This window comes from Streptomyces sp. NPDC002463 (assembly GCF_042889835.1).
GTDB classification, from domain to species: domain Bacteria; phylum Actinomycetota; class Actinomycetes; order Streptomycetales; family Streptomycetaceae; genus Streptomyces; species Streptomyces nymphaeiformis.
Genome location: NZ_JBIARL010000002.1, coordinates 471,885 through 492,506 on the forward strand (window position 1 = coordinate 471,885; position 20,622 = coordinate 492,506).

The following is a 20,622-nucleotide window of genomic DNA, read 5'->3' on the forward strand; positions in this document are numbered from 1 at the left end:
CCCCGAACTCCGCGCTGCCGGTGCCTTTCTGAGGCACCGGCAGCTTTTTCGTACACCCCGCGAGGCACCCTTGACAGTGCCATGAGCGCCCAAGAGCCTGGCGTCTGTTCACCTTCGTGACTGACAACAGCAAGGGGGGCTCATGAGACGCAGAGCGAGATCGATCCTCGCCGCGGCTTCACTGCTGATCGCGGGAGTGGCGGCGGCACCCGTCGCCGGAGCACAGCCGAACGACCGGGACGGCGGCGACGCCCTGTCCGTGTGGCGCGCCCAGGTCACCAAGGAGCAGGTCCCGCTGCTCCTCGACGCCGGTGCCGACGCCCATGAACTCACCGAGCAGGTCCCGGCGAAGGGCTCCGCGACCGTCGAGCTCTTCCTCACCGGCCGGCAGGCCGGGCGGCTGCGCGGCCAGGGCGTCGAGATCGCCGAGCACAACCTCACCGCCCAGGCCGAGAAGCGGGTCGCCGCCGCCGGGGACGGCGTCTTCCGTCCGTACGGCGGCCCGAACGGCCTCAAGCAGGAGATCCTGGACACCGCGCGGGCCAACCCCGGCCTGACCAAGGTCGTCTCCATCGGCAAGACCCTCAAGGGCCAGGACATCCTCGCCCTCAAGCTGACCAAGGGCGCGCGCAAGGCCAAGGACGGCTCGAAGCCCGCCACGCTGTACATGTCCAACCAGCACGCGCGCGAGTGGATCACCCCCGAGATGACCCGGCGGCTGATGCACTACTACCTCGACGGCTACGGCAAGGACCCCCGGGTCACGAGGATCGTCGACTCCACCGAGCTGTGGTTCGTGCTCTCCGCCAACCCGGACGGCTACGACTACACGCACGCCGACCCCGCCAACCGCCAGTGGCGGAAGAACCTCCGCGACAACGACGGCGACGGGAAGATCGGCCCCGGCGACGGCGTCGACCTCAACCGCAACTTCGCCTACAAGTGGGGCTACGACGACGAGGGTTCGTCCCCCGACCCCACCGACGAGACCTTCCGCGGCAAGGGCCCCATGTCGGAGCCCGAGACGAGGGCCCTCGACGCCTTCCAGAAGCGCATCGGCTTCGCGTACGGCATCAACTACCACTCCGCCGCCCAGCTCCTGCTGTACGGCGTCGGCTGGCAGGTCGCCACCGACACCCCCGACGACGTGGCCCTGAAGGCCCTCGCCGGCACCCCGCAGAAGTCCGCCGTGCCCGGCTACCGCCCGCAGGTCTCCTCCGAGCTGTACATCACCAACGGCGAGGCGGACGGACACGCCGCCAACGTCAACGGGATGCAGATGTTCACCCCGGAGATGTCGACCTGCGCCACCGCCTCCCGCGTCGACCCGAACGACGCGTGGAACCCGGCCGACTGCGCCTCCGTCTTCACCTTCCCGGACGACGAGAAGCTGATCCAGGCCGAGTTCGCCAAGAACATCCCCTTCGCGCTCGCCGTCGCCGAGACCACCGCCCACCCGGACCGGCCCGTCTCCCCGGTCGGCATCGACGCCCCCGACCTCACCCCGAAGACCTTCACCACCTCCTACGCCCGCGGCCAGGAGCAGGAGGTCGCCGTCACCGCCCGCAAGTCGCTGCGCGGCAAGACCCTCAAGTACCGCGTCAACGGCGGCCGCACCCACAGCGAGGAGCTCGACGCCTGGAAGGGCGGCGAGACCTACGGCGGCAAGGACAACCTCTACTTCGACGAGTACCGCGCCGAGGTCGAGGGAACCCGGCCCGGCGACTCCGTCGAGGTCTGGTTCACCGCCCGCACCCGCGAGGGCCGCGCCACCTCCTCCGCCCCCTTCACGTACAAGGTGGCCGAGCGTCCCCGCGGCGACGTGCTCGTCCTCGCCGACGAGGGCGGCAGCACGCCCGCCCGGCACGCCGCGGAGTACGTGAAGGCGCTCGCCGACAACGGCCGCAAGGCCGCCGTCTGGGACGTCGCCACCCAGGGCGCCCCGGACGCCCTCGGCGTGCTCTCCCACTTCCGCACCGTCGTCTGGTACACCGGCGCCGAGCGCCCCACCGGCGCAGCCGAGCTCGCCGTCCGCGCCTACCTCAACGAGGGCGGCAAGCTGATCAACGCCGGTGAGAAGTCCGGCGGCCTCACCGAGGTCGGCCTCGCCGAGACCAACGACTTCGCCCAGTACTACCTCGGCGCCTACCGCCGCGCGGGCCTCAAGAACCCGCCCGCCTTCGCCGGCAGCGGCGCCTTCGCGGGCGTCGGCGCGACGCTCGGCGCCGCCGCGGACAACCCCCTGGACAACGCGGGCGCGTACACCGTCACCTCGGACACGCTGAAGCCGGACCGGTTCCCGCAGTTCGCGAGCAGCGCCTCCGCAGGTGACTACCCGGGCATCCGCACCCCCTTCGAGCCCGCCGAGGGATCGAGCTTCGCGGCCGTCAAGCACACCGACGACACCTGGGCCCGGCTCGCCAGGACCGTCGACCTCACCGGCGTCGCCGCCGGGGCGAACCCGCGCCTGGACTTCCAGGTCAGCTACGACACCGAGCCCGGCTACGACAACCTCGTCGTCGAGGCCCACACCGTCGGCCAGGACGACTGGACGACCCTGCCCGACACCAACGGCGGCACCTCCACGCAGCCCCCGGCCGACTGCGGCGAGGGCTTCTACGTCCGCGGCCACCCCTTCCTCGCCCACTACCTCACCGTCGGCGAGGACGGCTGCGCGCCCACCGGCACCACCGGCGCCTGGAACGCCTTCACCGGCCCCTCCAACGGCTGGCGGCAGGCCTCCGTCGACCTGGGCGCCTGGGCCGGCAAGAAGGTCGAGCTCGCGATCTCGTACGTCTCCGACCCCGGTACGGGAGAGATGGGCGCCTTCGTCGACGACACCCGGCTCGTCACCGGGACCACCACCGAGGCGGAGGGCTTCGAGACCTCCCTCGGAGCCTGGTCCACACCCGGCGCCCCGGCCGGAAGCCCCGGCAACGCCTCCGACTGGACGCGCTCCGCGGCGCTCTTCCACTCCCAGGCGGCGGTCACCACCCGCGACACCGTCCTCCTCGGCTACGGCCTGGAGCACGTGCCCGGCGAGGCGGACCGCGCACGGGTCGTCGGGCGTGCCCTCGCGGTGCTCCGGCGCTGACGGAGAGTAGCGGGGACAAAGGTCCCAAGGCGGCCCGTACCCGTTGGTAGGGGCGGGCCGTCGGCCGTTTTCCCTCACTTTCCGGGCTCGCCCGGATGCGCAGGATGTCCCCCGCCGACGAACGGGGAGGTAGGGTCGTAAGCGGTCGGGGACATCCCAAAGAACACAAATCTCGCCGGCGTCGAGAACTCCGGCGTAGCAGACGAGGAGATCGGTTCGTGACGATCCGCGTAGGCATCAACGGCTTTGGCCGCATCGGCCGGAACTATTTCCGAGCGCTCCTTGAGCAGGGTGCCGACATCGAGATCGTGGCTGTCAACGACCTCGGTGACACCGCGACCACCGCGCACCTGCTGAAGTACGACACCATCCTGGGTCGCCTCAAGGCCGAGGTGACCCACACCGCCGACACCATCACCGTCGACGGCCACACCATCAAGGTGCTGTCCGAGCGCGACCCGGCCGACATCCCCTGGGGCGACCTGGGCGTCGACATCGTCATCGAGTCGACCGGCATCTTCACGAAGAAGGCCGACGCCGCGAAGCACATCGCCGGCGGCGCCAAGAAGGTGCTCATCTCGGCTCCGGCCACCGACGAGGACATCACCATCGTCATGGGCGTCAACCAGGACAAGTACGACCCGGCGCAGCACCATGTCATCTCGAACGCGTCCTGCACCACCAACTGCGTCGCGCCGATGGCCAAGGTGCTCGACGAGAGCTTCGGCATCGTCAAGGGCCTCATGACCACGGTCCACGCGTACACCAACGACCAGCGCATCCTGGACTTCCCGCACAAGGACCTGCGCCGCGCCCGCGCCGCCGCGGAGAACATCATCCCGACCACGACGGGTGCCGCCAAGGCCACCGCCCTGGTCCTCCCGCAGCTCAAGGGCAAGCTCGACGGCATCGCCATGCGCGTCCCGGTGCCGACCGGCTCCGCGACCGACCTGGTCGTCACCCTCGACCGCGAGGTCACCAAGGACGAGGTCAACGCCGCGTTCAAGAAGGCCTCCGACGACGGCGACCTCAAGGGCATCCTGTTCTACACCGAGGACCCGATCGTCTCCTCGGACATCGTCAGCGACCCGGCGTCCTGCACCTTCGACGCCTCCCTGACAATGGTCCAGGAAGGCAACACGGTGAAGATCCTCGGCTGGTACGACAACGAGTGGGGCTACTCCAACCGTCTCGTCGACCTGACCGTCTTCGTCGGCGGCCGGCTCTAAGCTCTAGGGTTCAGGGCAGGCTTTCGATGTGAGCAGGGCTCGGGCAGCGCAATGCCGCGCTGTGCGAGCCCTGTTTGTGTGCTCCACCCCGTACCAAGGAGTCTGTTAACAGATGAAGACGATCGACGAGCTTCTCCGCGAGGGCGTCGAAGGAAAGCGCGTGTTCGTCCGCGCCGACCTCAACGTGCCGCTCGACGGCACCACCATCACCGACGACGGCCGCATCCGCGCCGTCGTCCCCACGGTCAAGGCGCTTGCCGACGCCGGCGCCCGCGTCGTGGTCGCCTCGCACCTGGGCCGCCCGAAGGGCGCCCCGGACCCGGCCTTCTCCCTCGCCCCGGCCGCCGCCCGCCTCGGCGAGCTGCTCGGCGCCGACGTGGCCTTCGCGACCGACACGGTCGGCGACTCCGCCACCGCGACGGTCGCCGGGCTCGCCGACGGCCGGGTGGCCGTCGTCGAGAACCTCCGCTTCAACGCCGGCGAGACCTCGAAGGACGACGCCGAGCGCGGCGCCTTCGCGGACCAGCTGGCCGCCCTCGCCGACATCTACGTCGGCGACGGCTTCGGCGCCGTGCACCGCAAGCACGCCTCGGTCTTCGACCTCCCGGCCCGCCTCCCGCACTACGCCGGCCACCTCATCGCCACCGAGGTCGGCGTCCTGAAGAAGCTCACCGAGGACGTCCAGCGGCCGTACGCGGTCGTGCTCGGCGGCTCCAAGGTCTCCGACAAGCTCGGCGTGATCGACCACCTCCTGGAGAAGGCCGACCGCATCCTCGTCGGCGGCGGCATGGTCTTCACCTTCCTCAAGGCCCAGGGCCACGAGGTCGGCAGCTCGCTGCTCCAGGAGGACCAGATCCCGGTGGTCCAGGAGTACCTGGAGCGCGGGAAGGCCCGCGGCGTGGAGTTCGTGCTCCCCGTCGACGTCCTGGTCGCGCCGGAGTTCCCCGACATGAAGACCAAGGCCCCGGCCCACCCGGAGAACGTCGCCGCGGACGCCATGCCGGCCGGCCAGATGGGTCTGGACATCGGTCCCGAGACCCGTAAGCTCTACGCCTCGAAGCTCGCCGACGCCGCCACCGTCTTCTGGAACGGCCCGATGGGCGTCTTCGAGCACCCGGACTACGCCGAGGGCACCAAGGCTGTTGCCCAGGCTCTCGTCGACTCCCCGGCCTTCACGGTCGTCGGCGGTGGCGACTCCGCCGCGGCCGTCCGCATCCTGGGCTTCGACGAGAAGGCATTCGGACACATTTCGACCGGCGGCGGCGCCTCCCTCGAGTACCTCGAGGGCAAGACGCTTCCCGGCCTCGCCGCACTGGAGGACTGACCGCTTTATGAGCAGCACCCGCACCCCGCTGATGGCGGGCAACTGGAAGATGAACCTCAACCACCTCGAGGCCATCGCCCACGTCCAGAAGCTCGCCTTCGCCCTGAACGACAAGGACTACGACGCCTGCGAGGTCGCCGTCCTGGTCCCCTTCACCGACCTGCGGTCCGTCCAGACCCTGGTCGACGGCGACAAGCTCAAGATCAAGTACGGCGCCCAGGACATCTCGGAGCACGACTCCGGCGCCTACACCGGCGAGATCTCGGGCCTCATGCTGTCCAAGCTGAAGTGCGCCTACGTCGCCGTCGGCCACTCCGAGCGCCGCCAGTACCACGCCGAGAACGACGAGGTCTGCAACGCCAAGGTGAAGGCCGCCTTCAAGCACGGCGTGACCCCGATCCTCTGCGTCGGCGAGGGCCTCGACGTCCGCAAGGCGGGCAACCAGGTCGAGTACACCCTGGCCCAGATCGACGGCGGCCTGAAGGACGTCCCGGCCGAGCAGGCCGAGACCGTCGTGATCGCGTACGAGCCGGTGTGGGCCATCGGCACCGGCGAGGTCGCCACCCCCGACGACGCCCAGGAGGTCTGCGGGGCGATCCGCGGCCGCCTCGCGGAGCTGTACTCGCAGGAGCTGGCCGACAAGGTCCGCATCCAGTACGGCGGCTCGGTCAAGGCCGGCAACGTCGCCGCGATCATGGCGCAGCCGGACGTCGACGGCGCCCTGGTGGGCGGCGCGGCGCTGGACGCCGACGAGTTCGTCAAGATCGTGCGCTTCCGCGACCAGTGAGTATGCGGTAGCGGAGTTACGTCGTACCCTTGCGGGGGTCGGGCAGGTGCCCGGCCCCCGTCCGTATAAGTCCGAGGAAGTTGGTCCAGCCGTGGTTATGGGGTTCTCGATCGCCCTGATCATCTTCAGCGCGCTGCTGATGCTGCTCGTGCTGATGCACAAGGGGAAGGGCGGCGGCCTCTCCGACATGTTCGGTGGCGGCATGCAGTCCTCCGTGGGCGGCTCCTCGGTCGCCGAGCGGAACCTGGACCGGATCACGGTCGTGGTCGGTCTGTGCTGGTTCTCCTGCATTGTGGTACTTGGTCTGCTGATGAAGTTGGACCGGTAACTCCAATCACTGGACGCGCGTTGGGCCTTACGTAGACTGGGGCATCTTCGAGCACCATCACGCAGGGAGTTACGACCGTGGCAAGTGGCAACGCGATCCGGGGAAGCCGGGTCGGAGCGGGGCCGATGGGGGAGGCCGAGCGGGGCGAGTCGGCACCGCGCCTCCGCATCTCCTTCTGGTGCTCGAACGGGCACGAGACGCAGCCGAGCTTCGCCAGCGACGCGGCGGTCCCGGATACCTGGGACTGCCCGCGCTGCGGCTTCCCGGCAGGTCAGGACCGGGACAACCCGCCGGACCCGCCGCGCACGGAGCCGTACAAGACCCACCTCGCCTATGTGCGTGAGCGCCGCAGCGACGCGGACGGCGAGGCCATCCTCGCCGAGGCGCTGGCCAAGCTGCGCGGCGAGATCTGAAGCGTGGTGTGACGGTGTGACGAACGGGCCCTGCCCGCGAACCTGGTTCGCGGGCAGGGCCCGTTCGGCGTTCGCGCCCGCCTTCGCGTCGACCGTTCCCCAGATCAATTAGGTTGGGGGGTGCAGCGGGGCAGACAAGCAGTATTGAGAAGAAGTGGGCGATGTCCGAGATGACCAGCGAAGGCCGTACCAGGCTCAACCGGCTGCCCGAGTGGGCGGCCCTCGGCAAGCACCGTGAGCAGCTGGGCGAGACCCATCTGCGTGAACTGTTCTCCGCCGACCCGGAGCGGGGCACCGGCTACACCCTGCGCGTCGGCGACCTCTATCTGGACTACTCCAAGCACCTCGTCACCGACGAGACGCTGACCCTGCTGCGCGAACTGGCCGCCGTCACCGGCGTCGCCGAGCTCCGCGACGCCATGTTCCGCGGCGACAAGATCAACACCACCGAGGACCGGGCGGTCCTCCACACCGCGCTGCGCGCCCCCCGCGAGGCCGTCATCGAGGTCGACGGCGAGAACGTCGTCCCCGCCGTGCACGCCGTCCTCGACAAGATGGCGGCCTTCTCCGACAAGGTCCGCGCGGGCGAGTGGACCGGCCACACCGGACGGCCCGTCAAGAACATCGTCAACATCGGCATCGGCGGCTCCGACCTCGGCCCCGCCATGGCCTACGAGGTCCTGCGCTCCTACACCCAGCGGGACCTGACGTTCCGTTTCGTCTCCAACGTCGACGGCGCCGACCTCCACGAGGCCGTCCGCGACCTCGACCCCGCCGAGACGCTGTTCATCGTCGCCTCGAAGACCTTCACCACCATCGAGACGATCACCAACGCCACCTCCGCGCGGAACTGGCTCCTCACCGAGCTGCGCGCCGGCCAGGAGGCCGTCGCCAAGCACTTCGTGGCCCTCTCGACCAACGCGGAGAAGGTCGAGGAGTTCGGCATCGACACCGCGAACATGTTCGGGTTCTGGGACTGGGTCGGCGGCCGCTACTCGTACGACTCCGCCATCGGCCTCTCCCTGATGATCGCCATCGGCCCGGAGCGCTTCCGCGAGATGCTCGACGGCTTCCACCTCGTCGACGAGCACTTCCGCACCGCCGCGCCCGAGGAGAACGCGCCGCTGCTGCTCGGCCTCCTCGGCGTCTGGTACGGCGCCTTCTTCGACGCCCAGTCGCACGCCGTCCTGCCGTACTCCCACTACCTGTCGAAGTTCACCGCCTACCTCCAGCAGCTCGACATGGAGTCCAACGGCAAGTCGGTGGACCGCCAGGGCAACCGGGTCGACTGGCAGACCGGACCCGTCGTCTGGGGCACCCCCGGCACCAACGGGCAGCACGCCTACTACCAGTTGATCCACCAGGGCACCAAGGTCATCCCCGCCGACTTCATCGGCTTCGCCCGACCCGTCGACGACCTGCTGCCCGGGCTCGTCGCCCAGCACGACCTGCTCATGGCCAACTTCTTCGCCCAGACCCAGGCGCTCGCCTTCGGCAAGACGCCCGAGGAGGTACGGGCCGAGGGCGTCGCCGAGGAGCTCGTCCCGCACAAGACCTTCCAGGGCAACCACCCGACCACCACGATCCTCGCCGACGCGCTCACCCCGTCCGTCCTCGGCCAGCTGATCGCGCTCTACGAGCACAAGGTCTTCGTCCAGGGCGCCGTCTGGAACATCGACTCCTTCGACCAGTGGGGCGTCGAGCTCGGCAAGGTCCTCGCCAAGAAGATCGAGCCGGTCCTGACGGAGGGCGAGGGAGCCGAGCAGCTCGACAGCTCCACCGCCGGACTCGTCTCGGCCTACCGCTCGCTGCGCGGCCGGTAACAGGATGAGGGGGGAGGGCGCGGTACGGCTGCGGCCGCCGAGGAACGCCGTCGACCAGCGGGCCGTCACCTGGTGGCGGACCCGCCTGCTCGTGACCACCGCCGTCCCGGTGGCGGTCCTGGCCGTGCTCGGCGCGCTGATCGGGCCCGCCCGGTCCTGGCTGCTGCTCGCGGCCGGGGCCGTGGCGGTTCTCGGCCTCGGCTGCACCGCGTTCCTCCCCGCCTGGTGGTTCCGGGTGCACCGCTGGGAGGTCACCGACGAGGCCGTCTACGTGCGGACCGGCGCCCTCTGGCAGGAGTGGCGGATCGCCCCGATGTCCCGGATCCAGACGGTCGACACCGTACGGGGGCCGCTGGAGCAGACGTTCCGGCTGGCCACCGTCACCGTCACCACCGCCTCCTCCAAGGGGGCGATCCGCATCGAGGGGCTCGACCACGAGCTCGCCGCCGAGCTCGCCGAGCGGCTCACCCTCATCACCCGGGCCACCCCCGGGGACGCCACATGAGCGAGGGGGAGTGGCGGCGGCTCGACCCGCGCACCCTGCTCGCCGGCGCCGCCGTCCTGTGCGGGGTGGCCGGCGGTGCGGCCCTCCCGGCCGTGGCCGGCCTCTCGGGCGGCCGGCCCCTGTGGCAGGCCGTCGCCTGGGTCCTCGCCGGCGCCGCACTCCTCGTCCTCGCCGGCACGGCCGCCGACTGGGTCCGGCTGCGCCGCACCCGCTACCGCGTCGGCCCCGAGCAGGTCGACCTCCACACCGGGCTCCTGCTGCTCAAGCGCCGCTCCCTGGCCCGTGAGCGGATCCGCAGCGTCGACCTCACCGCCAACCCCCTCCAGCGCCTCCTCGGCCTCGTCAAGGTCCGCATCGGCACCGGCGAGAGCACCGCCCTCGGCGAGTCCACCCTCGAACTGGACCTGGTCGCCCGCACCGAGGGCGAGCGGCTCCGCCGGGAGCTCCTCACCCGCACCACCGCCCCCGAGGAGCCGGGCCACGACAGCGTCCTGGCCGCCCTCGACCCGCGCTGGATCCGCTACGCCCCCGTCTCCTTCCTCGCCCCCGCCCTCGGCGGCGCGGCGGCCGGCGCCGTCCTGCAGGTCAGCGAGTGGTTCGGCGCCCAGGCGGAGGTCGTCGACTGGATAGGGGACCGCTTCCAGGACACCTCCCTCACCTGGACGATCGTCGACCTGGTCCTGCTCGCCACCGCCGCCGGGACCGTCGGCGCCCTCGGCCTCTGGGTCGAGATGTGGTGGAACTACCGGCTGGAGCGCGAGCCCGGCGGTACCCTCCGCGTCCGTCGCGGCCTGTTCACCGCCCGGTCGGTCACGCTGGAGGAGCGCCGGCTGCGCGGGATCGAGCTCGTCGAACCGCTCGGCGTACGGCTGTTCGGGGCCGCCCGCGTCGACGCCGTCGCCACCGGACTCGCCCAGGACGACGGCGACAAGCACGGCGACCTGAAGAACCTGCTGCCCGCCGCACCCCGGGAGCGCGCCGAGCGGGTCGCGGCCCTGGTGCTGCGCGCGCCGGAGCCGCCGACCCGGGCGCCCCTCGCCGCCCACCCCCGGGCCGCCCGCGCCCGGCGGCTGCGCTGGGCCCTGTGGAGCGTCCTCGGGCCCGTCGCGGTCCTCGCCGTCCTCGGCCTCCTCCTCACGCCGGTCCTGCTGTACGTGGCGGCCGGCTGCGCCCTCGTCCTCGGACCGGTCGCCGCGCTGCTCGCCCTCGACGCGTACCGCGCCCTCGGACACGGCGTCAGCGGCGGCTACCTGGTGACCCGTTCGGGCACCGTCCGGCGCACGACGGTCGCCCTCCAGCGCTCCGGCGTCATCGGCTGGACCGTCAAGCAGTCGTACTTCCAGCGGCGCGCCGGCATCCTGACCGTCACCGCCACCACGGCGGCGGGCGAGGGCGCGTACGACGTGCTCGACGCGGGCGAGAGCCAGGGCCTCGCCTTCGCCGCCGAGGCCGTACCGGGGCTCCTGGCGCCGTTCCTGGAAACGCCTGACCTGGGAACGCCCGATCTGGGAACGCCTTTCGTGGAAACGCCGGAGGCCCGGCCCACCGAAAGGTGAACCGGGCCTCCGGACAAGCCGTACCGGGGACTCAGGCCGAGGCCGGCGGATACAGGCTCCGCGGCAGCTCCGACGCGGCCGCCGCGTCGAGCAGCCACAGCGTCCGCGAGCGGCCACGGGCGCCGGCCGCCGGGGCCTGCACCTCGCCCGCGCCGGACAGCGCGATCGCCGCGGCCTTCGCCTTGTCCTCTCCGGCCGCGAGCAGCCACACCTCGTGCGCCGCCCGGATGGCCGGGAGGGTCAGCGAGATCCGGACCGGCGGCGGCTTCGGCGCGCCGTGCACCCCGACCACCGTCCTCTCGGTCTCGCGGACCGCCGGCAGCTCCGGGAAGAGCGAGGCCACGTGCGTGTCCGGGCCGACGCCCAGCATCAGCACGTCGAAGGTCGGCACCCCGCCGTGGTCACCGGGACCCGCGGCGGCGGCCAGTTCCTCCGCGTACGCGGCCGCGGCGGCATCGACATCGCTGCCGTACGGGCCGTCCGAGGCCGGCATGGCGTGCACCCGGGCCGGGTCGAGCGGCACCCGGTCGAGCAGCGCCGCACGGGCCTGCGTGACGTTCCGCTCGGGGTCGCCCTCGGGCAGGTACCGCTCGTCGCCCCACCACAGGTCGAGGCGCGACCAGTCGACCGCGTCCCGCGCGGGCGCCGAACCGAGCGCCGCGAGCAGGCCGTTGCCGTTGCGGCCGCCGGTCAGGACGACCGAGGCGGAGCCGCGGGCGGCCTGGGCGTCCACGATCTTCGTGATCAGCCGGGCCGCGGCGGCCTCGGCCATCAGCTCCTTGTCGCGGTGGACGACCAGCTGAGGGGTGCTCACTTGGCCGCCGCCTTCTTGGCCGGGGCCTTCTTCGGAGCGGGCTTGGGCGCGGGAGCCTTCTCCTCGACGGTCTCCACCACGGTTTCCACGACCGTGTCGACGACGGTCTCGGGCGCGGTCGTCGCCGCCTTCTCGTCGAGCCGCTCGAGGCCGAACCTCAGCGCCGTCGCGTAGGTGTCGTCCGGGTCGAGCCGGCGCAGCTCCTCCGCGATGAGCTCGGCCGTGTCGCGGCGCTTGAGCGCCACCGCACGGTCCGGCTGGCCCTGTATCGACAGCGTCGCGAGCGAGCCGTCGGGCCGGTCGAGCACGATCGGGCCGGCGTCGGTCTCCATCCGTACGGAGGTGAGACCGGGGCCCCCCGACTTCGAGCGCCGCACCGGCACCTTCAGCCGGTCCGCGAGCCACATCGCGAGCAGCTCGACGCTCGGGTTGAACTCCTCGCCCTCCACCTCGGCCGAGGTGACCTCGCAGGCGACCTGGTCGAGCGCGGCGGCCAGCATCGAACGCCACGGGGTGATCCGGGTCCACGACAGGTCCGTGTCGCCCGGGGTGTACGCGTCCGCGCGCGCGGTCAGCTCCTGGATGGGCTGCTCGGCGGCGTACGTGTCGGTCACCCGGCGCTGGGCGAGCGCGCCCAGCGGGTCGCTCGCCGGGTCGGACGGCGCGTTCACCGGCCACCAGACGACGACGGGGGCGTCCGGGAGGAGCAGCGGCAGCACCACCGACTGGGCGTGGTCGACGACCTCGCCGTACAGCCGGAGCACCACCGTCTCGCCGGTGCTGGCGTCGGCGCCGAGGCGGACCTCGGCGTCGAGCCGCGCCTGCGCGCGGTCCCGCGGGGTGCGCGAGACCCGCTTGATGACGACGAGGGTCCGCGAGGGGTGCTCGCGGGACGCCTCGTTGGCCGCCTTGAGCGCGTCGTAGGCGTTCTCCTCGTCGGTGACGATCACGAGGGTGAGCACCATGCCGACGGCCGGCGTGCCGATCGCCCGCCGCCCGAGCACCAGCGCCTTGTTGATCTTGGAGGACGTGGTGTCCGTCAGGTCGGTCTTCATGGCCGGCGCCAGCTCCTGCCGTCTCGTGCGAGCATCTCGTCCGCCTCGACCGGACCCCAGGTCCCGGACTGGTACTGCGCGGGCTTGCCGTGCGTGTCCCAGAACTGCTCGATCGGGTCGAGGATCTTCCAGGACAGCTCGACCTCCTCGACCCGCGGGAAGAGGTTGGAGTCGCCGAGCAGGACGTCGAGGATGAGCCGCTCGTACGCCTCGGGGCTGGACTCCGTGAAGGACTCGCCGTACGCGAAGTCCATCGACACGTCCCGGATCTCCATCTGGGTGCCGGGCACCTTGGAGCCGAACCGCACCGTCACGCCCTCGTCCGGCTGGACCCGGATGACGATGGCGTTGCGGCCGAGCTCCTCGGTCGCGGTGTGGTCGAAGGGGGAGTGCGGGGCGCGCTGGAAGACGACCGCGATCTCGGTGACGCGGCGGCCCAGGCGCTTGCCGGTCCGCAGGTAGAACGGGACGCCCGCCCAGCGGCGGTTGTCGATCTCCAGCTTGATGGCCGCGTAGGTGTCGGTCTTCGACTGGGGGTCGATGCCGTCTTCCTGGAGGTAGCCGACGGCCTTCGCGCCGCCCTGCCACCCGGCGGCGTACTGGCCGCGGACCGTGGACTTGCTCAGGTCCTTGGGCAGCTTCACCGCGCCGAGGACCTTGGTCTTCTCGGCGGCCAGCGCGTCGGCGTCGAAGGAGGCGGGCTCCTCCATCGCGGTCAGCGCGAGCAGCTGGAGCAGGTGGTTCTGGATGACGTCACGGGCGGCGCCGATGCCGTCGTAGTAGCCGGCGCGGCCGCCGATGCCGATGTCCTCGGCCATGGTGATCTGCACGTGGTCGACGTACGAACGGTTCCAGATCGGCTCGAAGAGGGTGTTGGCGAAGCGGAGCGCCAGGATGTTCTGGACGGTCTCCTTGCCGAGGTAGTGGTCGATCCGGAAGACCGCGTCGGGCGGGAAGACCTCGTGGACGACCTCGTTGAGCTCCTTGGCGGAGACCAGGTCGTGGCCGAAGGGCTTCTCGATGACCGCGCGGCGCCAGGAACCGTCCTTCTGGTCGGCCAGGCCGTGCTTCTTGAGCTGCTGGACGACGAGCTCGAAGAACTTCGGCGGCACGGACAGGTAGAAGGCGAAGTTGCCTCCCGTGCCCTGCGCCTTGTCGAGCTCCTCGATCGTCGCCTTGAGCTGCTCGAAGGCCGTGTCGTCGTCGAAGTCGCCCTGGACGAACCGCATGCCCTGGATCAGCTGCTGCCACACCTCCTCGCGGAAGGGGGTGCGCGCGTGCTGCTTGACGGCTTCGTAGACCTCCTGCGCGAAGTCCTCGTCCGCCCATTCGCGGCGGGCGAAGCCGATGAGCGAGAAGCCCGGCGGCAGCAGGCCGCGGTTGGCCAGGTCGTAGACGGCGGGCATCAGCTTCTTACGGGACAAATCGCCCGTGACGCCGAAGATCACCAGACCCGACGGCCCCGCGATGCGCGGGAGCCGTCGGTCTGCGGCGTCACGGAGCGGGTTGGCTCCGTGGACTGCGCTCAAAGTGCTTACGCCTCCGAACGTACGCGGCGCTCGAGCTCCGCCTCGGTGGACTTGAGCAGGTCGTTCCAGGACGCCTCGAACTTCTCGACGCCCTCGTCCTCCAGGAGCTGCACGACGTCGTCGTAGCTGATACCCAGCTTCTCGACGGCCGCCAGCTCGGCGCGGGACTGCTCGTACGTGCCGCGGATGGTGTCACCGGTGACCTCGCCGTGGTCGGCGGTGGCCTCCAGGGTGGCCTCCGGCATGGTGTTCACCGTGCCGGGGGCGACCAGGTCCACGACGTACAGCGTGTCCTTGTACGCCGGGTCCTTGACGCCGGTCGAGGCCCACAGCGGACGCTGCTTGTTGGCCTGCGCCTTGTCGAGGGCGGCCCAGCGGTCCGAGGAGAAGACCTCCTCGTACGCCTCGTAGGCCAGGCGGGCGTTGGCCAGGGCGGCCTTGCCCTTGAGCGCCTTGGCCTCGTCGGTGCCGATGCCGTCCAGGCGCTTGTCGATCTCGGTGTCCACGCGGGACACGAAGAAGGAGGCCACCGAGTGGATCTTGGAGAGGTCGAGGCCGCGCTCGCGGGCCTTCTCCAGACCCGCCAGGTAGGCGTCCATGACCGCGCGGTAGCGCTCCAGCGAGAAGATCAGCGTGACGTTGACGCTGATGCCGAGGCCGATGACCTCGGTGATCGCCGGCAGACCCGCCTTGGTGGCCGGAATCTTGATCAGGGTGTTGGGGCGGTCCACCAGCCAGGCCAGCTGCTTGGCCTCGGCGATGGTGGCGGCCGTCTCGTGGGCGAGACGGGGGTCGACCTCGATGGAGACCCGGCCGTCCTGGCCGTCGGTCGCGTCGAAGACCGGCCGCAGGATGTCGGCGGCGTCACGGACGTCCGCCGTCGTGATCATGCGGATGGCCTCGTCGACGGTCACCTTGCGGGCGGCGAGGTCCACGAGCTGCTGCTCGTAGCCGTCACCCGAGGAGATGGCCTTCTGGAAGATCGACGGGTTCGTGGTCACACCGACCACGTGGCTCTGGTCGATGAGCTCGGCCAGGTTGCCGGACGTGATCCGCTTGCGCGAGAGGTCGTCCAGCCAGATCGCGACGCCTTCGTCGGAGAGGCGCTTGAGAGCGTCTGTCATGAGAATTGCATCTCCATTAAGTCGTACGTATTCGCGTCAGCGCGCGACGGCGTCGAGAGATTCCCGCGCGGCGGCGACGATCGCCTCCGGCGTGAACCCGAACTCGCGGAACAGGACCTTCGCGTCCGCCGAGGCACCGAAGTGCTCGAGCGAGACGATCCGGCCGGCGTCACCGACGTACTTGTGCCAGGTGAGACCGATACCCGCCTCGACCGCGACACGGGCCTTGACGGACGGCGGCAGGACGGAGTCCTTGTACGCCTGGTCCTGCTCCTCGAACCACTCCACGGACGGCATCGAGACCACGCGGGTCGGGACGCCGGCGGCCTGGAGCTGCTCGCGGGCCTCGACGGCCAGGTGCACCTCGGAACCGGTGCCGATCAGGACCACCTGGGCGTCTGTGTTCTGCCCGGAGGGCCCTTCGGCCTCGAACAGCACGTAGCCGCCCTTGACGGTGTCCTCGTTCGGGGCGTACGTCGGCACGCCCTGGCGGGTGAGTGCCAGACCGTGCGGGGCGCCCTTGCCGAAGACCTTGGTGTGGCGCTGCATGATCTCGCGCCAGGCGAGGGCCGTCTCGTTGGCGTCGGCCGGACGGACCACGTTCAGACCCGGGATCGCGCGCAGCGAGGCGAGGTGCTCCACCGGCTGGTGCGTCGGGCCGTCCTCGCCCAGACCGATCGAGTCGTGGGTCCAGACGTACGTCACGGGCAGGTGCATCAGGGCCGACAGGCGCACGGCGTTGCGCATGTAGTCGGAGAACACCAGGAAGGTGCCGCCGTAGATGCGGGTGTTGCCGTGCAGCGCGATGCCGTTCATCTCCGCGGCCATGGAGTGCTCGCGGATGCCGAAGTGGATCGTGCGGCCGTACTTGTCCGCCTCCGGCAGCGGGTTGCCCTCGGGCAGGAACGACGAGTTCTTGTCGATCGTCGTGTTGTTCGAGCCGGCGAGGTCGGCCGAACCGCCCCACAGCTCCGGGATGACCGCACCGAGGGCCTGGAGGACCTGGCCCGACGCGGCACGGGTGGCGACACCCTTGCCGGCCTCGAAGACCGGGAGCTTCTCGGCCCAGCCGGCCGGCAGCTCGTTCGCCTGGATGCGGTCGAACTCGGCGGCGCGCTCCGGGTTGGCCGTACGCCACTCGGAGAGCTGCTTCTCCCACGCGGCGCGGGCCTCGCGGCCGCGGTCGCCGAGCGCGCGGGTGTGCGCGATGACCTCGTCGGTGACCTCGAAGGTCTGCTCCGGGTCGAAGCCCAGGACGCGCTTGGTGGCCGCGATCTCCTCGTCGCCGAGCGCCGAGCCGTGCGCGGCCTCGGTGTTCTGCGCGTTCGGCGCGGGCCAGGCGATGATCGAGCGCATCGCGATGAACGACGGACGCTCGGTCTCGGCCTCGGCGGCCTTGATCGCCGCGTACAGCGCGGCCGGGTCCAGGTCGCCGTTGGCCTGCGGCTCGACGCGCTGGACGTGCCAGCCGTACGCCTCGTACCGCTTCATCGTGTCCTCGGACACGGCGGTCTCGGTGTCGCCCTCGATCGAGATGTGGTTGTCGTCCCACAGCAGGATCAGGTTGCCGAGCTTCTGGTGGCCGGCCAGCGAGGACGCCTCCGCGGAGATGCCCTCCTGCAGGCAGCCGTCACCGGCGATCACGTAGATCCGGTGGTCGAACGGAGAGGCGCCGGTGGCGGCCTCCGGGTCGAACAGACCGCGCTCGTAGCGGGCGGCCATCGCCATGCCCACGGCGTTGGCGACACCCTGGCCCAGCGGGCCCGTGGTGGTCTCGACGCCGGCGGTGTGGCCGTACTCCGGGTGACCGGGGGTCTTCGAGCCCCAGGTGCGGAAGGTCTTCAGGTCGTCCAGCTCGAGACCGAAGCCACCCAGGTACAGCTGGGTGTAGAGGGTCAGGGACGAGTGCCCGGCGGAGAGGACGAACCGGTCGCGCCCGACCCACTCGGGGTCGGCGGGGTCGTGCCGCATCACCTTCTGGAAGAGGGTGTACGCGGCGGGCGCCAGGCTCATCGCCGTACCGGGATGGCCGTTGCCGACCTTCTGTACGGCGTCCGCGGCCAGGATGCGGGCGGTGTCGACGGCCCGCTGGTCCAACTCGGTCCACTCGAGGTCTGTGGTGGTCGGCTTAGTGCTCACCCTGGGTCAGGGCTCCTCTCCACATGTCTTGAGCCGGTGACTGAGGGTGTACCGGCGTTGTCGAGCCTACCCCCGCGGAACGCCCCTCTTTTCGTGTCCATGCCCCTCATATGAGCGGAGAAATAGAGGGACACGGCAAGAGTGCCGGTGGTCGTGGGAGTTCGCCTGCCGAGCCGCGCCCGGAGCCGTCCTCGAACGGTGTCCACCCCTTGGGACGTACCGCGCCAACACGACCCCACCCCCGCGAAGATCGGCGTCTGGGCAACGTCTACAGTGGCGTGGTACGCGCAAGCTTTACCCCGTCTTCACTCGGGGAGCTTGCTGGGAATTTCTCTGTCAGGGGTGTGCGTGACGGCCGTCGAGTCCCGACCCGCAGGGGTCGTCTTGACTCCCAGCCCGGGGGGCCATAGGCCGTTCGGGGCCCGCGTCAAGGCATTCGTGGCGCTGACCAAGCCGCGGATCATCGAACTGCTGCTCATCACGACAGTTCCGGTGATGTTCCTCGCCGAACAGGGTGTGCCGAACCTCTGGCTGGTGCTCGCCACCTGCTTCGGCGGCTACCTCTCGGCGGGCGGCGCCAACGCGCTGAACATGTACATCGACCGGGACATCGACGCACTGATGGACCGCACCTCCCAGCGCCCGCTGGTCACCGGCGTGCTCACCCCGCGCGAGGGCCTGGTCTTCGGACTCACCCTCGCCGTGGTCTCCACGCTGTGGTTCGGCCTGCTCGTCAACTGGCTGTCCGCCGCCCTCTCGCTCGGCGCGCTCCTCTTCTACGTCGTCGTCTACACGATGATCCTGAAGCGGCGCACCGCGCAGAACATCGTCTGGGGCGGCATCGCCGGCTGCCTCCCGGTGCTCATCGGCTGGTCGGCCGTGACCAACTCGATGTCGTGGGCCGCGGTCATCCTCTTCCTCGTCATCTTCTTCTGGACGCCGCCGCACTACTGGCCGCTGTCCATGAAGGTGAAGGACGACTACGCCCGCGCTGGCGTGCCGATGCTGCCGGTGCTCGCCTCCAACAAGGTCGTCGCCAAGCAGATCGTGATCTACAGCTGGGTCATGGTCGCCGTGTCCCTGCTGCTCACGCCGCTCGGCTACACGGGTTGGTTCTACACGGCGGTGGCGCTGCTCACCGGCGGCTTCTGGCTCTGGGAGGCGCACGCGCTCCTCAACCGCGCCAAGGCCGAGGTGACGGGCGCCAAGCTCAAGGAGATGCGCCTCTTCCACTGGTCCATCACCTATGTCTCCCTGCTCTTCGTGGCGGTCGCGGTGGACCCCTTCCTTCGCTAGTCGCTCAGATGATCGGACCGGTTCGACGGCCGGGTCACGTGGGATAGGCCACGTGACCCGGCCGTCGCCGTTCGTTCTACCGCTCGGTAGCATCCGTGTCATGGCAGAAACGAAGCAGGAAGAGCGCAGGGCGGCCAGGCTCGCCAAGGAGATCAAGGCCTTCTCCAAGGCGCACGGCGGCGCCGAGGGACACCTCGCGCACATCGGCCAGGCGGGCACCCGGATCGTCCTGGTCGGCACGGACGGCGGTTGGGGCGACCTCGTCGCGAAGTCGTACGCGATCGCGCAGCAGGCCGCCGAGAAGGCCGGCCTGACCCTCCACGAGGAGTTCGACGGCGAGTTCGCCGCCAAGGTCGCCACCGGCCCGTACGAGTGGACCCGGATGGCCGGCATCCAGGTCGGCGGTCCCTCCAACAGCTGAGGCAACAACCTCGCGCGGGGCTCACCCGTTAGGACGTGTGGAGACACGCCCACACAGGGAGCCCCCCGAGATGATCGACACGCCGCACCTGGTGGACCAGTACTGCCACGGGGTGCTCCGTACGGAGCTCGGCCTCGGCACCTTCGAGGCCCGGCTCGGCGCGCACCTGGGCGGGGCCGAGGTCCTGCCCGCCGCCGGCACCACCTTCTTCGACACCCAGACCGGCTTCGCCGTGCGCCGCTGGTGCCCGCCGCTCCTCGGTCTGGAGCCGCACTGCCCGCCCGCCCGCTACCTCGCCCGCCGCCGGGAACTCGGCGCCGCCGAGGCCGGCCGCCGGCTCCTGCGCGCCTCCGGGATCTCCACCTACCTCGTCGACACGGGCCTCCCCGGCGACCTCACGCGCCCCGCGGAGCTCGCCGCCGCGGGCGCCGCCGAGGCCCACGAGATCGTCCGCCTCGAAGCCCTCGCCGAGCGGGTCGCGGACGCCTCGGACACCGTCGAGGACTTCCTCGCCGACCTCGCCGAAGCCGTCCACGGGGCCGCCGCGGACGCGGTCGCGTTCAGTTCGGTGTCGGGGGTACGGGGCGGGCTCGCGGCCCTGCCCGAACCTCCGGGCCCCGGCGAGGTCCGCGGGGCCGCCGGGGGCTGGCTCGCCGCACGCCCGGCAGGCGGCCCGCTCACGGACCCCGTCCTGCTGCGCCATCTGCTCTGGACCGCGGTCACCGCGGGGCGCCCCCTCCAGCTGCACACGGAGGATCCGGCCGCCCTGAACGGCTTCGCCGCCGCCACCGCGGGGCTCGGCGCCGACCTGGTGCTGCTGCACCGCTACCCGTACCACCGCGCGGCCGCACACCTGACCGGACTTCACCCGCACGTGTACGCCGACCTCGGCCCCGTCCTCGCCCACACGGGGGCCCGGACGGCGGCCGTCCTCGCCGAGGTCCTGGAACGGGCGCCCTTCGGCAAGCTGCTGTTCTCCAGCGGCGCCCAGGGTCTGCCCGAGCTCCACGTGGTCGCCGCGAACGCGTTCCGCTCGGCGCTCACCCGGGTGCTCGGGGAGTGGGTCATGGACGGCGCCTGGTCCCGTACGGACGCGCAGCGGGTGGCGACGATGATCGCGGCGGACAACGCGAGACGGGTCTACCGGCTCGCGGGGAGCCGGTAGACCCGTCAGGATCGTGGGAC

At 70.9% G+C, this 20,622-nt stretch carries 17 protein-coding genes; 12 read left to right on the plus strand and 5 right to left on the minus strand.

Translation table 11 applies throughout. From position 1 onward, the window contains the following. The first annotated feature begins 142 nt into the window (after window positions 1-142). From ACFYX3_RS07265 to ACFYX3_RS07305, 9 genes are all read left to right on the plus strand, one after another. Window positions 143-3,094: a M14 family zinc carboxypeptidase gene (locus ACFYX3_RS07265; RefSeq protein ID WP_389009125.1), complete on the plus strand. Its 2,952-nt coding sequence runs from the start codon at window positions 143-145 to the stop codon at window positions 3,092-3,094. A gap of 218 nt (window positions 3,095-3,312) precedes the next feature. Then, complete coding sequence (gene gap / locus ACFYX3_RS07270; RefSeq protein WP_116161606.1) at window positions 3,313-4,323, plus strand: type I glyceraldehyde-3-phosphate dehydrogenase; 1,011 nt, start codon at window positions 3,313-3,315, stop codon at window positions 4,321-4,323. A gap of 112 nt (window positions 4,324-4,435) precedes the next feature. Beyond that, window positions 4,436-5,647 carry a phosphoglycerate kinase gene (locus ACFYX3_RS07275; RefSeq protein WP_389009129.1) on the plus strand — a complete coding sequence of 404 codons (1,212 nt, stop codon included), beginning with the start codon at window positions 4,436-4,438 and terminating at the stop codon, window positions 5,645-5,647. A gap of 7 nt (window positions 5,648-5,654) precedes the next feature. Continuing rightward, window positions 5,655-6,434, plus strand: coding sequence for a triose-phosphate isomerase (tpiA, locus tag ACFYX3_RS07280; protein ID WP_389009132.1), 780 nt, complete (start codon window positions 5,655-5,657; stop codon window positions 6,432-6,434). A 97-nt stretch (window positions 6,435-6,531) separates the two neighbouring features. Next, window positions 6,532-6,762, plus strand: coding sequence for a preprotein translocase subunit SecG (gene secG / locus ACFYX3_RS07285; RefSeq protein WP_116161609.1), 231 nt, complete (start codon window positions 6,532-6,534; stop codon window positions 6,760-6,762). A 77-nt stretch (window positions 6,763-6,839) separates the two neighbouring features. After that, on the plus strand, window positions 6,840-7,175 hold the full coding sequence (locus ACFYX3_RS07290) for an RNA polymerase-binding protein RbpA (protein WP_078908267.1): 336 nt from the start codon (window positions 6,840-6,842) through the stop codon (window positions 7,173-7,175). Between the two features lie 161 nt (window positions 7,176-7,336). Next, entirely contained in the window at window positions 7,337-8,998 is a 1,662-nt protein-coding gene (pgi, locus tag ACFYX3_RS07295) for a glucose-6-phosphate isomerase (protein WP_389009136.1), read from the plus strand. Between the two features lie 4 nt (window positions 8,999-9,002). Further along, entirely contained in the window at window positions 9,003-9,503 is a 501-nt protein-coding gene (locus ACFYX3_RS07300) for a PH domain-containing protein (RefSeq protein WP_376586429.1), read from the plus strand. After that, entirely contained in the window at window positions 9,500-11,059 is a 1,560-nt protein-coding gene (locus ACFYX3_RS07305) for a PH domain-containing protein (protein ID WP_389009140.1), read from the plus strand. The genes ACFYX3_RS07300 and ACFYX3_RS07305 overlap by 4 nt, the downstream gene beginning before the upstream one ends. A 31-nt stretch (window positions 11,060-11,090) precedes the next feature. On the opposite strand, the gene pgl is transcribed toward ACFYX3_RS07305, so the two are convergent. From pgl to tkt, 5 genes are read right to left on the minus strand one after another with little or no spacing between them, the layout of a single operon-like run. After that, window positions 11,091-11,873 (minus strand): 6-phosphogluconolactonase, encoded by a 783-nt coding sequence (pgl, locus tag ACFYX3_RS07310; RefSeq protein WP_116161612.1) that lies wholly within the window; start codon window positions 11,871-11,873, stop codon window positions 11,091-11,093. Next, window positions 11,870-12,928: a glucose-6-phosphate dehydrogenase assembly protein OpcA gene (opcA, locus tag ACFYX3_RS07315; RefSeq protein ID WP_382651412.1), complete on the minus strand. Its 1,059-nt coding sequence runs from the start codon at window positions 12,926-12,928 to the stop codon at window positions 11,870-11,872. Before opcA ends, pgl begins: the two co-directional genes overlap by 4 nt. Continuing rightward, window positions 12,925-14,457 carry a glucose-6-phosphate dehydrogenase gene (zwf, locus tag ACFYX3_RS07320; protein WP_376586420.1) on the minus strand — a complete coding sequence of 511 codons (1,533 nt, stop codon included), beginning with the start codon at window positions 14,455-14,457 and terminating at the stop codon, window positions 12,925-12,927. The genes opcA and zwf overlap by 4 nt, the downstream gene beginning before the upstream one ends. Before the next feature lie 5 nt (window positions 14,458-14,462). Next, a complete protein-coding gene (gene tal / locus ACFYX3_RS07325; RefSeq protein ID WP_389009146.1) occupies window positions 14,463-15,581 on the minus strand; it encodes a transaldolase in 1,119 nt (372 codons plus the stop codon). Between the two features lie 36 nt (window positions 15,582-15,617). Next, the gene (gene tkt, locus ACFYX3_RS07330) at window positions 15,618-17,720 is read right to left on the minus strand and encodes a transketolase (RefSeq protein WP_389009149.1); all 2,103 of its coding nucleotides are present in this window, start codon (window positions 17,718-17,720) and stop codon (window positions 15,618-15,620) included. A 342-nt stretch (window positions 17,721-18,062) separates the two neighbouring features. Between tkt and ACFYX3_RS07335 the strand changes: the two genes are divergently transcribed. From ACFYX3_RS07335 to ACFYX3_RS07345, 3 genes are all read left to right on the plus strand, one after another. Next, on the plus strand, window positions 18,063-19,016 hold the full coding sequence (locus tag ACFYX3_RS07335; RefSeq protein WP_376586463.1) for a heme o synthase: 954 nt from the start codon (window positions 18,063-18,065) through the stop codon (window positions 19,014-19,016). A 100-nt stretch (window positions 19,017-19,116) separates the two neighbouring features. Continuing rightward, entirely contained in the window at window positions 19,117-19,437 is a 321-nt protein-coding gene (locus ACFYX3_RS07340) for a hypothetical protein (RefSeq protein WP_362645642.1), read from the plus strand. 70 nt (window positions 19,438-19,507) lie between these two features. Next, entirely contained in the window at window positions 19,508-20,602 is a 1,095-nt protein-coding gene (locus tag ACFYX3_RS07345) for an amidohydrolase (RefSeq protein ID WP_389009153.1), read from the plus strand. Window positions 20,603-20,622 lie beyond the last annotated feature (20 nt).

Excerpts from the sequence above, each read along its gene's own strand:
- ACFYX3_RS07345 (WP_389009153.1), top strand. The coding sequence starts at position 19,508 with ATGATCGACACGCCGCACCTGGTGGACCAGTACTGCCACGGGGTGCTC.
- ACFYX3_RS07305 (WP_389009140.1), top strand. The coding sequence starts at position 9,500 with ATGAGCGAGGGGGAGTGGCGGCGGCTCGACCCGCGCACCCTGCTCGCC.
- opcA (WP_382651412.1), bottom strand. The coding sequence starts at position 12,928 with ATGAAGACCGACCTGACGGACACCACGTCCTCCAAGATCAACAAGGCG.
- tpiA (WP_389009132.1), top strand. The coding sequence starts at position 5,655 with ATGAGCAGCACCCGCACCCCGCTGATGGCGGGCAACTGGAAGATGAAC.
- ACFYX3_RS07275 (WP_389009129.1), top strand. The coding sequence starts at position 4,436 with ATGAAGACGATCGACGAGCTTCTCCGCGAGGGCGTCGAAGGAAAGCGC.
- ACFYX3_RS07265 (WP_389009125.1), top strand. The coding sequence starts at position 143 with ATGAGACGCAGAGCGAGATCGATCCTCGCCGCGGCTTCACTGCTGATC.
- tal (WP_389009146.1), bottom strand. The coding sequence starts at position 15,581 with ATGACAGACGCTCTCAAGCGCCTCTCCGACGAAGGCGTCGCGATCTGG.
- ACFYX3_RS07340 (WP_362645642.1), top strand. The coding sequence starts at position 19,117 with ATGGCAGAAACGAAGCAGGAAGAGCGCAGGGCGGCCAGGCTCGCCAAG.
- secG (WP_116161609.1), top strand. The coding sequence starts at position 6,532 with ATGGGGTTCTCGATCGCCCTGATCATCTTCAGCGCGCTGCTGATGCTG.
- pgi (WP_389009136.1), top strand. The coding sequence starts at position 7,337 with ATGTCCGAGATGACCAGCGAAGGCCGTACCAGGCTCAACCGGCTGCCC.
- ACFYX3_RS07300 (WP_376586429.1), top strand. The coding sequence starts at position 9,003 with ATGAGGGGGGAGGGCGCGGTACGGCTGCGGCCGCCGAGGAACGCCGTC.